14 protein-coding genes and 1 pseudogene are annotated in these 12912 nt (G+C 72.1%); 11 read left to right on the forward strand and 4 right to left on the reverse strand.

The window, feature by feature from the left end; translation table 11 throughout:
• Nucleotides 1-96: 96 nt before the first annotated feature.
• Nucleotides 97-681: a hypothetical protein gene (locus B446_RS06945; protein WP_020938713.1), complete on the forward strand. Its 585-nt coding sequence runs from the start codon at nt 97-99 to the stop codon at nt 679-681.
• Nucleotides 682-1017: 336 nt separating this feature from the next.
• Nucleotides 1018-1224, forward strand: coding sequence for a DUF5999 family protein (locus B446_RS06950; protein ID WP_020938714.1), 207 nt, complete (start codon nt 1018-1020; stop codon nt 1222-1224).
• Nucleotides 1225-1341: 117 nt separating this feature from the next.
• On the opposite strand, the gene B446_RS06955 is transcribed toward B446_RS06950, so the two are convergent.
• Genes B446_RS06955 through B446_RS06965 form a run of 3 tightly spaced genes read right to left on the reverse strand, consistent with a single transcriptional unit; the run spans nt 1342 to nt 4501 of the window.
• On the reverse strand, nt 1342-2205 hold the full coding sequence (locus B446_RS06955; RefSeq protein WP_020938715.1) for a carbohydrate ABC transporter permease: 864 nt from the start codon (nt 2203-2205) through the stop codon (nt 1342-1344).
• Nucleotides 2202-3200: a carbohydrate ABC transporter permease gene (locus tag B446_RS06960; protein ID WP_020938716.1), complete on the reverse strand. Its 999-nt coding sequence runs from the start codon at nt 3198-3200 to the stop codon at nt 2202-2204. The genes B446_RS06955 and B446_RS06960 overlap by 4 nt, the downstream gene beginning before the upstream one ends.
• 5 nt (nt 3201-3205) lie before the next feature.
• Nucleotides 3206-4501 (reverse strand): extracellular solute-binding protein, encoded by a 1296-nt coding sequence (locus B446_RS06965; RefSeq protein WP_020938717.1) that lies wholly within the window; start codon nt 4499-4501, stop codon nt 3206-3208.
• A gap of 482 nt (nt 4502-4983) precedes the next feature.
• On the opposite strand from B446_RS06965, the gene B446_RS06970 reads away from it, so the two are divergent.
• The 5 genes and pseudogenes from B446_RS06970 to B446_RS41090 form a co-directional block, all read left to right on the forward strand.
• On the forward strand, nt 4984-5514 hold the full coding sequence (locus B446_RS06970) for a universal stress protein (protein ID WP_020938718.1): 531 nt from the start codon (nt 4984-4986) through the stop codon (nt 5512-5514).
• A 353-nt stretch (nt 5515-5867) separates the two neighbouring features.
• Nucleotides 5868-7820 carry an APC family permease gene (locus B446_RS06975; RefSeq protein ID WP_020938719.1) on the forward strand — a complete coding sequence of 651 codons (1953 nt, stop codon included), beginning with the start codon at nt 5868-5870 and terminating at the stop codon, nt 7818-7820.
• A 59-nt stretch (nt 7821-7879) separates the two neighbouring features.
• Nucleotides 7880-8275, forward strand: coding sequence for a TOBE domain-containing protein (locus B446_RS06980; protein WP_020938720.1), 396 nt, complete (start codon nt 7880-7882; stop codon nt 8273-8275).
• 80 nt (nt 8276-8355) lie between these two features.
• A complete protein-coding gene (locus tag B446_RS38955) occupies nt 8356-8541 on the forward strand; it encodes a hypothetical protein (protein WP_020938721.1) in 186 nt (61 codons plus the stop codon).
• Nucleotides 8542-8881: 340 nt separating this feature from the next.
• Nucleotides 8882-9061: pseudogene (locus B446_RS41090) on the forward strand (hypothetical protein); the annotation flags it as partial.
• Here B446_RS41090 and B446_RS06985 read toward each other — a convergent pair.
• On the reverse strand, nt 8976-9464 hold the full coding sequence (locus B446_RS06985; RefSeq protein WP_020938723.1) for a molybdopterin-dependent oxidoreductase: 489 nt from the start codon (nt 9462-9464) through the stop codon (nt 8976-8978). The pseudogene B446_RS41090 and the gene B446_RS06985 overlap by 86 nt on opposite strands.
• 202 nt (nt 9465-9666) lie before the next feature.
• Between B446_RS06985 and modA the strand changes: the two genes are divergently transcribed.
• Genes modA through B446_RS07005 form a run of 4 tightly spaced genes read left to right on the forward strand, consistent with a single transcriptional unit; the run spans nt 9667 to nt 12885 of the window.
• Nucleotides 9667-10491 (forward strand): molybdate ABC transporter substrate-binding protein, encoded by an 825-nt coding sequence (modA, locus tag B446_RS06990; RefSeq protein WP_020938724.1) that lies wholly within the window; start codon nt 9667-9669, stop codon nt 10489-10491.
• 34 nt (nt 10492-10525) lie between these two features.
• Nucleotides 10526-11296, forward strand: coding sequence for an ABC transporter permease (locus B446_RS06995; RefSeq protein WP_020938725.1), 771 nt, complete (start codon nt 10526-10528; stop codon nt 11294-11296).
• A 55-nt stretch (nt 11297-11351) separates the two neighbouring features.
• Complete coding sequence (locus B446_RS07000) at nt 11352-12437, forward strand: ABC transporter ATP-binding protein (RefSeq protein WP_043474955.1); 1086 nt, start codon at nt 11352-11354, stop codon at nt 12435-12437.
• 28 nt (nt 12438-12465) lie between these two features.
• Nucleotides 12466-12885 (forward strand): TOBE domain-containing protein, encoded by a 420-nt coding sequence (locus tag B446_RS07005; protein WP_020938727.1) that lies wholly within the window; start codon nt 12466-12468, stop codon nt 12883-12885.
• Nucleotides 12886-12912: the final 27 nt, after the last annotated feature.

Below are 12912 nucleotides of genomic sequence, written 5' to 3' on the forward strand. Positions count from 1 at the left end.
CGGGTCCCCACCTCTCAGGCCACCCCGTGAGCAGACAGCGCCGTCCGCCCCACCTCCCTCGCGCCGCCGCGCCTGTCGAACGAGAGGCGACCCACCATGCCGCTGCACGTGCCCCCTGCCCCCGCGCCCGCACTGCGCTCCGTCCTCACGGCCCTCGGTTCCCCCACCGCGGTCCGTGAAGCCCGAACCCCCTCCCTGCGCGCGGCGCAGGGGCCGGCGACACCCGAACTCCCGCTTCCCGTATACGTGTTGGACCGGATCACCGCACAGGGCCTGTCGGCGACGCGGCTGGCCGGCTGGCGCTTCCTGATCCGCTGCGGCGACCGGGCGGTGGCCGCGGCCGACACCATGCTGACACCCGACGGCTGGGCCTTCTCGCACTTCTTCGAGGGCCCTTACATCGCCTCGACCGAACGCGCCGTGCAGCAGGCCGAGGCGCTGCAACAGCCCTACCAGCCGAGGCTGCTGTCGGTCCCGGGGCTGTACATGCTCACGCTGTGGCTGCACGGCGACGTGACCGCCGAGGCGACCGAGGGCCACCCGGCCGCCACCGACCTGCTCGTGCCGCTGGCCCCGGCGCCGCCCGGCATCTCGTCCCACCGCCCGCACCGGGTGGCCGAATTGCTTCCGGTGCTGACCCATCGGGCTTCTCCCGTCAAACTGCTCGGTTCACCTGCCTGACCGGCGGCTCGCGTACCCCGCTTCTCGTCCGGGAAGCGGGGTACTGCCGTTTTTCCGGCACCGGCCGCCGAGATTGCGCTCGTACGAGCAATCATCCGCTCCGACGAGGCCGAAAAAGAATCTTCCTCGACCGGACTAGCCCTATCCGGCCACTACGAACCACCCAAAGGGACAGTGCTGTTGAGATGAACCGTCCGGCAGGGTGACGCGTCATGAACCTGTGAGAAGCGGTGCCGCGAAATCCCTGCGGAACGACGCCCAGAGGGCAACACTGGGTTCCGACCGACTATCACCACGGGGGACGGAATGACCACGACCGAGCGAGAGATCCCACCCATGTGCCAGCACCAGCCACCGTGTCCCTCAGCCGAGTCCGCCGACCGGGAGTCCGCCCGCCTCGCGGCGCACCACCCGGAGCAGGGGTGGAGCCTGCTGTGCAACGGCGTCCTGCTCTTCGAGGACACCGGTGAGCTGCTCCCCGACGGCCGTGTCATCGCCCCGCACCGCCCGCTGGGCGCGGACCGGGTGATGACCGCCGCCTGAGCGGTGACCCGGGCGGTCCGCCGTACCGCCCGTGACCCACAGGGGCCGGCCGCACGATCTCGGTGCGCACCGGCCCCGACGCGTGTCCGGGGTCCGCTACGGTCCGTGTCCGCACGTTCAGCCCTTGGTGGCGCCGGCGGTGAGGCCGCCGACGAGCTGGCGCTCGGCGACCGCGTAGAAAGCCAGGGCGGGGACCATGGCGAGCACGAGGTAGGCGAAGACCCGCGCGTACTCCGCCGAGTACTGGCCCTGGAACTGCTGGACGCCGATGGGCAGGGTCCACCAGCCGCTGTCGGTGAAGACCAGCAGCGGCAGGAAGAAGTTGTTCCAGCTCGTGACGACGGCCAGCACCGAGACGGTGCCCAGCGCGGGCCTGGCCATGGGCAGCAGCACCCGCCAGAAGAAACCGAAGGCGCCGCACCCGTCGAGCGTGGCGGCCTCCTCCAGCTCACCGGGGATCTGCCGGAAGAAGCCCCGCAGGATGATGATCGTCATCGGCAGCCCGAAGGCGGCCTGCGGGAGGATCACACCGAGCGGGTTGTCCAGCAGGCCCAGGGAGCGCAGGAGCAGGAAGAGGGGCAGGGCCGCCACCGCGAAGGGGAACATCAGCCCCATCGTGAAGAAGGTGAACAGCACCTCGCGCCCACGGAAGGCGAACCGGGCGAAGGAGAAGGCGGCGAGGGCGGACACGGCCACCACCAGGACGGTCGTGGCCACGGCGATCAGTGTGCTGTTGCCGAGGAGCCGCCAGAAGTCGCCCGAGCCGAGGATGCCGGTGTAGTTGCCGGTCCGCCACCGGCCGGGCAGCCCGAACGGGTTGCGGGACAGCTCGTCGGTGGACTTGAAGCCGGACAGGACGGCGTACAGCAGGGGTAGGGCCATCAGCGCACCGACCGCGACGAGGACCGCGTGCAGCGGCAGGGTGCGCGCCGTTCGCCGGGAGCCCGCCGTCCGGCGGCCCGGCGCCGTTCGCCGGGTCATGTGCCGTCTCCCCTCATGGTCGTGGTGGCCCCTTCGAGGTCGCGGCGGAGCGCGAACCGCTGGTAGGCGAGGGCGAAGACGAGGCAGACGGCGAACATGACCACGCTGACCGCGCCGGCGTAGCCGGCCTGGTAGCGCTTGAAGCCGTACTGGAACATGGTCACGGCCATCGTCTCGGAGTGGTGGTCGGGGCCGCCCTGCGTGACCACCCACACCAGGTCGAAGAGCTGGATCGACCCGATGACGGACAGGAAGACGCTGATCCGCAGGGTGGGCGCGAGCAGCGGCAGGGTGACGTTGCGAAAGCGCTGCCAGGGGCCCGCCCCGTCGATGAGCGCCGCCTCCGTCAACTCGGCCGGGACGGACTGGAGTCCGGCCAGGTAGAGCATCATGTGGAAGCCGAAGTACTTCCACGTCATGACGAGGAACAGGGTCGCCATGACCCAGGAGGGGTCGGCGAACCACTCGCCGCCCAGGCCGTCGAGCCCGACGGCGCCCAGGACGTGGTCGGCGAGCCCGTCGCCGGGGGCGAAGACCATGCCGAACAGGACGCCGGTGATGGCCTCGGACAGGACGTAGGGCGCGAAGAACAGCATCCGGTAGACCGCGCGGCCGCGCAGCCGCTGGTTGAGCAGGACCGCCATGGCGAGCGCGAACGGCAGCTGGAGCGCGAGCGAGAGCACCACCAGGAGCAGGCAGCGCCACAGGTCGCCGAGGAAGACCGGGTCCTGGAAGAGCCGGGTGAAGTTGTCCGCGCCCGTGTAGTCGGAGGGCATGCCGAAGCCGCCCCAGCGGAAGAACGCGGCGTACAGGGCGAACAGCATGGGCAGCAGCACGAGCCCGGTGAAGAGCACCAGCGCGGGCAGTTGGAAGGCGACCGCGGTGAGCCGGTGCAGCGTGCGCCGCCGCGCCCGCTCCCTGGCCGCGTCGGCGGCCGGGGGCGGCCGGTCGAGGGCGGGTCCGCCGCGCTCGCCGGTGAGGAAGGTGGTGGTCATCGCGGCTACTGCTCTTCCTTGGCGGTCCTGGTGATGGACTGGGTGACCTGCGCGGGCGACTTGGAGCCGGCGATCAGCGCGGCCACGCTGTCGTTGACCTCCTGGCCGACGGCGGGTGCGTAGGCCTGGTCGAGGTAGAGCTGGAAGCCGGTGGCGGCCTTCAACTGCGCTTGCACCGCCTTGAGGTTGGGGTCGGTGAGGACGTCCTCGGCGGCCGGGACGACCGGCAGCACCCCGGTCTTCCTGACGAGTTCGCGGTCGGTGGTCTCGCTGGCGAAGAACTTCAGGAAGTCGACGGCGGCCTGTGGTGCGCCCTTGCGCAGGGCGTGGCCGCCGCCTCCGCCGAACACCTCGGTGATCTTCCCCTTGCCTCCCTCGACCTCGGGGAAGGGGAAGAAGCCGAGGTCGGCACCGAGCCCCTTGCCCGCGTCGGCCTCCACCACCGGGGCCCACTGGCCCATCAGCTCCATCGCCGCCTTGCCGTTGCCGACGGTTGCGGCCTGGCCGGTGGGCGTGGAGTAGGCGGCGCCGAGGAAGCCCTTCTGGAAGGGGCCGAGGGCTGCCAGTTCCTTGAGGTGCTGTCCGGCCGCGACGAACCCGGGTCGGGTGAAGTCCTTGCTGTCGCCTGCCTCGCGGAGCGCGTCGACGCCTGCGGTGCGCATCGCGAGGTAGGCCCAGTAGTACATGCCGGGCCACTTCTCCTTGCCCGCGAGGGCGAGCGGGGTGATCCCGGCGGACTTCAGCTTCCGCACGGCGTCGAGGAAGCCGCTCCAGGTGGTCGGGGGCGTGGTGATGCCGGCCTTCCGGAAGAGCGACTTGTTGTACCAGAAGCCGATCATGCCGATGTCGAACGGGATGCCGTACACCTTGCCGTCCAGCAGGTACGGCTGTCCGGCGACCGGCAGCAGGGTGTCGGCCCAGGGCTTGGTGCCGCTCGTGAGGTCCTCGACGAGCCCCGCGGCGACCTGCTGCTTCAGCACGCCGCCGCCCCAGGTGTGGAAGACGTCCGGCAGCTTCCCCGAGGCGGTCAGCGCGGTCATCTTGGACTTGTAGGCGTCGTTCTCGAGCTGGACGATCTTCAGCTTGACCTTGGGGTTGCGCGCCTCGAACTTCTTGGCGAGAGCGGCCCAGACGGTCTTGGTCGGCTGCGTGGTCGAGATGTTCCACCACTCGATCGTGGTCGTCCCCGAGGACGACCCCCCGTCCGAGTCGCCGCCGCAGCCGCTGAGCGCGGTCGCGCCGAGGCCGGCGGCGACGGATGCGGCCAGGAAGCCGCGTCGGGACAGTACAGGGTCGCCCATCATGCGCTCCTTCGAAACGTTCGGAGTTGCTTCGGAGATGCTTCGGAGAGGGTCTCGGCGAGAAGAGGAAGAAGGAAATCAGGGCCCACCGTCGACCACCGGACCGGTCGGCACGCTGAAATGGATCGAAACATTCGCTCTGAATCCCGAACGTTCCGAACGGCGACTCTAGGAAGGCGCGTGGGGAGCGTCAAGGTCTCGCGCACCGGCTCGCGGCTCGCAGTCGAACCAGTCGAAGGCCCCGCGGCCCTCCGCCTGCTACGTCCGCATTCACGCCCGTACGCCTGTACACCTCACAGGTCGTCGAAAGTTTCGAACCTGCCCCTCGAATCTCATGCACTTCGGGAGCACGGCTCCTTCGGATTCGTCTTCTCCGGCTGGTCGAATCCCGCGTTCGGGAGTGGGATGGAAGACGGGCCCCCGCGCGGCCTGACCCGGTCCGCGCGAGGGGACCACGGGCACCCGTGAGGAACGGTGGAGCCATGTCCCGTTACGACGCCTGGGCGACCCCCCGCGTGGTGGTCGGCGTGAGCGGCTCCCTGGGCAGCGTCACGGCCCTGCGCCGGGCCACCGCGCTGGCCCGGCGACTGGGGGCCGAGCTGTGGCCGGTGCTGGCCTGGGAGCCGCCTGGCGGCGATCCCGCCGCACACCACGGTCCGGCCGCCGACCTGCTGCTCGACGAGTGGCAGCGGCTGGCCAAGCAGCGGCTCGCCTCGGTGCTCGACGAGATCTTCGGCGAGGACGGACCGGGGGTCGCCATGCACGCGGCGATCGTGCGCGGCACACCCGGCAGGGCCCTGGTGGCGACCGCGGACCGGGAGGACGACGTGCTGGTGGTCGGCGCGGGCCGGCGGGGGCTGCAGCGGGCCTTCTCCGGCCGGGTCACCCGGCACTGCCTCACGCACGCGGTCTGCCCGGTCCTCGCGGTGCCGCCGTCGCCGCTGGAGTCGGACCTGGTCTCCGTCCACCGGCGCAACACCTGGCACCTGCGCATGGACACCCGGGACCTGTGAGGCCCGCCCGGCGCGCCCTTCCGCCGCCGCCCGGCCCCGCGTCCGGGGACCGTTCCCGCCCGCTGCGGCTGCGGCCCGGCCTCCGGCGGGGCAGCATGGAGGTGTCGTACGAGATGACGCTCGGTGTCCGCTCCACGAGGCCGCGGCCGCGCCTTCCCGATGCCACCGGGCGCGCCCACCGGCCGCCGGGCCTCCGCTTCTTGAGGTGTGCGCCGCTCCGGGCGGCCCTTTCTTAACGCAAGATTGACGCCCACGGGACCCGGATCCGTGGGCCCAGGCGTCACTCTCCGCTTACGCTGAAGCCGCCGTCCCTGTGATGGCCGAACCGCTGAGCCGCACACAGGAGCACGCCGATGGTCACGACCGAGCACCCTCCCAGCCGCCTGCGCGCCTGGATGCTGGAGGGCCTGTCCGACATGGGCAAGCACGGCGGCGTCACCGGACCCCACGCGGAGCCCGAGCCCCCGCACGAGGGCCAGCGCTGGTGGCGCGTGATGTGCCTGACCGGCGTCGATTACTTCTCCACGCTCGGTTACCAGCCCGGCATCGCGGCCCTCGCGGCCGGCCTGCTGTCACCGATCGCCACCATCGTGCTGGTCGTCGTCACCCTGGCGGGCGCCCTCCCGGTCTACCGCCGGGTGGCCGAGGAGAGCCCGCACGGCGAGGGTTCCATCGCCATGCTGGAGCGGCTGCTGTCGTTCTGGAAGGGCAAGCTGTTCGTCCTCACCCTGCTGGGCTTCGCGGCCACGGACTTCCTGATCACGATCACCCTCTCCGCCGCCGACGCCTCCACCCACCTCGTGGAGAACCCGCACCTCACGAGCGCGCTGCACGGCTACCAGATGCTGATCACCCTGTTCCTGGTCGCCCTGCTGGGCGCGGTGTTCCTCAAGGGCTTCCTGGAGGCCATCGGCGTCGCGGTCGCCCTGGTCGGCATCTACCTCGCGCTCAACGTCGTGGTCGTGGCCGTCGGCATCTGGCACGTCGTCACCGCCGAGTACGTGGTCACCGACTGGGCCGACGCGCTGACCGCGGAGCACGGCAACGTCTTCGTCATGATCGGCGTCGCCCTGATCGTCTTCCCGAAACTCGCCCTCGGCCTGTCCGGGTTCGAGACCGGCGTCGCCGTCATGCCGCACGTCCGGGGCGACGCGAGCGACACCGAGGCCCGCCCCACGGGCCGGATCCGGGACGCCAAGAAGCTGCTGACGACCGCGGCCGTCATCATGAGCTGCTTCCTGATCGCCACCAGCTTCATCACCACCCTGCTGATCCCGGCGAACGAGTTCAAGCCGGGCGGCCAGGCCAACGGCCGCGCGCTCGCCTACCTGGCGCACCAGTACCTGGGCGGGGCCTTCGGCACGGTGTACGACGTCTCCACGATCGCCATCCTGTGGTTCGCCGGCGCCTCCGCGATGGCGGGCCTGCTCAACCTCATGCCCCGCTACCTCCCGCGCTACGGCATGGCCCCCCACTGGGCCCGCGCCGTGCGCCCGATGGTCATCGTCTTCACCCTGATCGCCTTCCTGGTGACCTGGATCTTCGACGCCAGCGTGGACAAGCAGGGCGGCGCCTACGCCACCGGTGTGCTGGTGCTGATCAGCTCGGCGGCCATCGCGGTGACCATCGCCGCCCGCAAGGCGCGGCAGCGGCGCTGGACCGTCCTGTTCGCGGTCATCGCGGTGGTGTTCCTGTACACGACCGTCGTCAACGTCCTGGAGCGCCCGGACGGTGTGAAGATCGGCGCCTGCTTCATCGCGGGCATCATCCTGGTCTCGCTGCTGTCCCGGCTCGCCCGCGCCTTCGAGCTGCGGGTGACCAGCGTGACGATGGACCCGATGGCGGAACGTTTCGTCCGGGACATGGCCAGCCGCAAGATGCGGTTCATCGCCAACGAGCCCGACCAGCGCGACAAGGCCGAGTACCGCGACAAGATCGAGCAGATCCGCACCGACAACGACATGCCCGAGCAGGACGACTTCGTCTTCCTCGAGGTGACGGTGACCGACCCCTCCGAGTTCGAGGCGGGCCTGAGCGTACGCGGCGAGGTCATGCACGGCCGCTACCGCGTGCTCAGCGTGGAGTCCGCCTCCGTACCCAACGCCCTGGCCGCCCTGCTCCTGCACGTCCGCGACCTGACCGGCTGCACGCCGCACATCTACTTCGAGTGGACCGAGGGCAACCCGTTCGCCAACTTCCTGCGCTTCTTCCTCTTCGGCCAGGGCGAGGTCGCCCCGGTCACCCGTGAGGTGCTGCGCGAGGCGGAGCCCGACCGCGACCGCCGGCCGCGCGTGCACACGGGCTGACAGCCGCCCCGGCGGCCCCACCACGCCTTTGCGCCACCGGTGGCCCTATCGTGACCCGCATGCAGTCCTACACGATCGGCCAGGCGGCGCGGCTGCTCGGCGTGAGCCCGGACACCGCCCGCCGCTGGGCCGACGCCGGCCGGGTGACCACCCATCGCGACGAGGCCGGACGGCGCCTCATCGACGGCAGGGACCTCGCCGCGTTCTCGGTCGAGCTGGCCAAGGCGGGCAGCGGTGAGGAGGAGGTCTCCTCCACCTCGGTGCGCAACGCCTTCCCGGGCATCGTGACCGCCATCAAGCTCGGCGACGTCGCCGCACAGGTGGAGATCCAGGCGGGCCCGCACCGGCTGGTCTCGCTGCTCACCCGGGAGGCCGTGGAGGAGCTCGGCCTGGAGGTCGGCATGGAGGCCACCGCTCGCGTGAAGTCGACGAACGTGCACATCGACCGCGTCTGAACCGGCTCTCACCGGCACAGCGGCGCGGCCCACAGGTCCAGGCGGCCCGGGAACCGTCGCAGGCGAGGAACGTCTCCAGGGTGCTCAGCAGTACGGCGGTGGCCGCGCGGTCGGTGTCCGGCAGCGGACCGGGGACCGCGTGGCCGTACGCCTCGCGCACCTCGCGCGGCACTCCGGTGAGCAGGTCGTCCAGGCCGGTGAGCGCGGTCGCGCCGGTCAGCTTCGGGGCGTCCGGCGCGGTGGTCAGCGCCGAGGTGAGCGCGTAGCGGGCCTGGGCAGGTGCCCCGGCCAGGCCGCCGGGTTCCGGGACGGCGACCCCCGTCCGGGCGTGCAGGGGCACGTCCGGCGCGCAGCCGGCGACAGGGGCCACGCGTCTTCCTGCCGGCCGTCCCCGGCGTCCGGCAGGACGGCGAAGGCGTGCCCGTCCGGCAGCCGTCCCGCCGCGGCCCCGGCCGCGAGGTGCCCGGCCGGTTCCGCCGACGCTCCCTGCGCCACTTCCGCACCGCCCGTCCCGGCCCCGGCGACGACGACCCGGTAGGGCCCGCTCGCCGGCGGCGCGGCCCGCCGCAGCGCGCTCTCCACCGCCGCGCCGGAAGCGTCGGGAGCGGCGAGCAGGGCGCCGAGTCGATGAGCGCGAGCCCCTTCGACCCGGTCGCCCCCGCGCTCGCGACCGCCGTGCGGGACGCGACCGGCCTGCGGTTCACGGAGCTGCCGCTGACGCGCGACCGGGTGTGGCGGGCACTGGAGCGCCGAAGCCGTACCCGCCGTCGACCCGGATCGCCGTGATGCCGCTGATGTGCCGGCCCCCGCAGCGGTCCTGCGGGAGCACCAGCTGCGGGCCGGCCGCGTCCAGCGGGGTGCCGTCCACGGTGACGGCGAGCAGTACCGGGGCGTCGGCGAAGTCCGGGTCGATCTCGGCCCAGGACAGCAGGGCGCGGTGACCGTCGGTGCCGGTGACGGCGATGAGGAAGCGCAGCCGGTCCTTGCGCCGCGCGGGGTCGAACACGGGCCCCGCGCCGGCCAGTACGTCGTACAGGAGCGGGCCCGTGAACCGGTGGTGCCGGGTGCCGCTGGTGGCGCACTCGAAGCTGACCCGCGCCGCGTGCTGCGGGCGGCGCAGCAGGTCCGGGACGGTCAGCCGGGCGGGTCGTACCAGATCTCCGGTCAGGGCGAGTTCCGCGAGCTCCACCTGCGACCACCTCCCGGAAAACGGTACCCGCCGACGAGCACCGTACAAACGCACATGCAAGCTACAAGCCATGAGTGCGCAGCTCATGCGATGTGACAGGAGACTTACAGCTCGCAGATGCGGCAGTATCATCGCCGCACGGCCGAAGTGCGGCCGTCGCAGGGCGCGACCGCTGTTCCACGATCCTGAGGAGTACATCCTGATGACCCGTTCCGTGCGCCGGACCCGGCGGACGCTGCAGCTGGCCGGTGCGGGAGCCGCCGCCCTGATGGCACTCAGCGCCTGCTCCTCTTCCTCCTCCGACGACTCGTCCGCCAAGCCGGACAAGTCCGGCTCCGTCTCCCCGAAGCTGTCCGGCACGGTCACCGTCTTCGCTGCGGCCTCCCTGAAGGAGAGCTTCACGACTCTGGGCAAGCGGTTCGAACAGCAGCACCCGGGCACCAAGGTCACCTTCAACTTCGGCGGCAGCGACTCCCTCGCCGCCGGCATCACCGGCGGCGCGCCCGCGGACGTGTTCGCCGCCGCCAGCCCCAAGACCATGGCACTCGTGACGGACAAGAAGGACGCCGCCGGCACCCCGGCCACCTTCGTCCGCAACCAGCTCGAGATCGCCACCCTGCCGGGCAACCCCGACAAGGTGGCCTCCCTGAAGGACCTCACCAAGTCCTCTCTGAAGGTCGTCCTGTGCGACAGGACCGTGCCGTGCGGCGCCGCCGCCCAGAAGGCCCTGGACGCCGGCGACCTGAAGCTCACCCCTGTCTCCTACGAGCAGGACGTCAAGAGCGCCCTGACGAAGGTGGAGCTGAAGGAGGCCGACGCCGCGGTGGTCTACAGGACCGATGTGAAGGCCGCGGGTGACAAGGTGGAGGGCGTGGAGTTCCCCGAGTCGGCCAAGGCCGTCAACGACTACCCGATCGCCCTGCTGAAGAACGCCCGGAACGCCGAGGCGGCGAAGGCGTTCATCACGCTGGTGCGGTCCGCCGAGGGCCGGCGGGTCCTGAGCGAGGCCGGGTTCCTCAAGCCGTGACCTCGCTCGGCAAGCCCGGCGCCGCGGCCGCGGGGTGCCGCTGCCCCTGCTGGTGCCCGGCCTCGTCGCCCTGGCGTTCCTGCTGCTGCCGCTCGTCGCGCTGCTGGTGCGCGCCCCCTGGCGCAGCCTGCCGGAGCAGTTGGCCGGCGCCGAGGTGTGGCAGGCCCTGCGGCTCTCGCTGGTCAGCGCGACCGCGGCGACCGCGCTGTGCCTCGTGCTGGGGGTGCCGCTGGCCTGGCTGCTGGCCCGCACCGACTTCCCCGGCCGCCGCCTGGTGCGGGCCCTGGTGACCCTGCCGCTCGTCCTGCCGCCGGTGGTCGGCGGTGTGGCGCTGCTGCTCGCCCTGGGCCGCAACGGCGTCGTCGGCGCCTGGCTCGACTCCTGGTTCGGCATCACCCTGCCGTTCACCACGGCGGGCGTGGTGGTCGCCGAGGCCTTCGTCGCCATGCCCTTCCTGGTCATCAGCGTCGAGGGCACCCTGCGGGCCGCCGACCCGCGCTTCGAGGAGGCGGCCACCACGCTCGGCGCCTCCCGCTTCACCGCGTTCCGCCGGGTCACACTGCCGCTGATCGCCCCCGGCATCGCCGCGGGCGCGGTCCTGGCCTGGGCCCGCGCCCTCGGCGAGTTCGGCGCGACGATCACCTTCGCGGGCAACTTCCCCGGCCGCACCCAGACCATGCCCCTCGCGGTCTACCTCGCCCTGCAGAACGACCCCGAGGCCGCCATCGCGCTCAGCCTCGTCCTGCTCGCCGTGTCCATCGCGGTGCTCGCCGGACTGCGCGACCGGTGGCTGACGGGATCCTGACGCTGCCCTCAGGATGGAAGACGACGACCCCGCACCAGTGCCGACGGACGGATCCATGACCGACACCGACTCCCGCAAGCCCGGCCTCGCGGTACGGGGCGAGCAGGGACTCGACGCCCGGCTCGTCGTGGACCGGGGCTCCTTCCGGCTCGACGTGGCCCTGAGCGCCGCCCCCGGTGACGTCGTCGCGGTGCTCGGGCCCAACGGCGCCGGCAAGACGACCGCGCTGCGCGCCCTCGCCGGCCTCGCCCCGCTCACCGACGGCCACCTGCGGCTGGACGGCACGTCCCTGGCGGACACACCGCCCGAGTCGCGCCCGGTCGGCGTCGTCTTCCAGGACTACCTGCTCTTCCCGCACCTGTCCGCTCTGGACAACGTGGCCTTCGGGCCGCGCTGCCAGGGCACCGGCAAGGCCGAGGCACGCGCCCAGGCCGCCGCCTGGCTGGACCGCATGGGCCTGGCCGACCACGCCACCGCCAAGCCGCGCCGGCTCTCCGGCGGCCAGGCCCAGCGCGTCGCCCTCGCCCGCGCCCTGGCCACCAGGCCCCGGCTGCTGCTCCTGGACGAGCCGCTCGCGGCCCTGGACGCCCGCACACGGCTGGAGGTGCGCGCCCAGCTGCGCCGGCACCTCGCCGAGTTCGAGGCGGTCGCCGTCCTGGTCACCCACGACCCGCTGGACGCCATGGTGCTGGCGGACCGGCTGGTCGTCGTCGAGCACGGCCGGGTCGTGCAGGAGGGCACCCCGTCGGACATCGCCCGCCGGCCGCGCACGGACTACATCGCCCAGCTCGTCGGCCTCAACCTCTACCGGGGGCAGGCCGAGGGCCACACGGTACGGCTCGGTTCCGGAGCCGTGATCACCGTGACGGAGACGCTGTCCGGGCCCGTCTTCGTCGCCTTCCCGCCGGGCGCCGTCACCCTGTTCCGGGACCGGCCCGCGGGGGCCAGCGCCCGCAACCTGTGGCGCTGCGAGGTGGCCGGTCTGGAGACCCACGGCGACCAGATCCGCGCCGACCTCACCGGTGGACTGCCGCTCGCCGCCGATCTCACCACCGTCGCCGCCGCGGAGCTCGGCCTGCACCCCGGCGCCGCTGTCTGGGCGACGGTCAAGGCGACCCAGACGCACGCGTACCCGGCCTGAACGCCCGCGCGCCCTACGGTGGGTGCCCATGACACTGAGCATTCGCAACCAGCTCCCCGGCACCGTCACCGAGGTCCGACCGGGAGGGGTCATGGCCACCGTCAAGGTCCGCCTCGACGGCGGGCAGGACCTCACCTCGGCCATCACCCTGGACGCCGTCGAGCAGCTCGGCCTCGCCCCCGGCACGGCCGTCCGCGCGCTGGTGAAGTCGACGGAGGTCTCCATCGCCACGAGCCGGGACGAGGGACTGTCGATCCGCAACCAGTTCCCCGGCGCCGTCACCCATCTCGAGCTGGGCACCGTCATGGCGACGGTGAAGGTCACGATGGCCGGCGGTGAGCTGACCGCGGCGATCACCAAGGACGCGGCCGCCGATCTCGGGCTGTTCGTGGGCTCCGACGTGATCGCCCTGATCAAGGCGACCGAGGTGGCGCTCGCCACCGTCTGACCGGACGCGGAACGCGGGAGGGCCCCC

The organism is Streptomyces collinus Tu 365 (assembly GCF_000444875.1).
Lineage (GTDB): Bacteria > Actinomycetota > Actinomycetes > Streptomycetales > Streptomycetaceae > Streptomyces > Streptomyces collinus_A.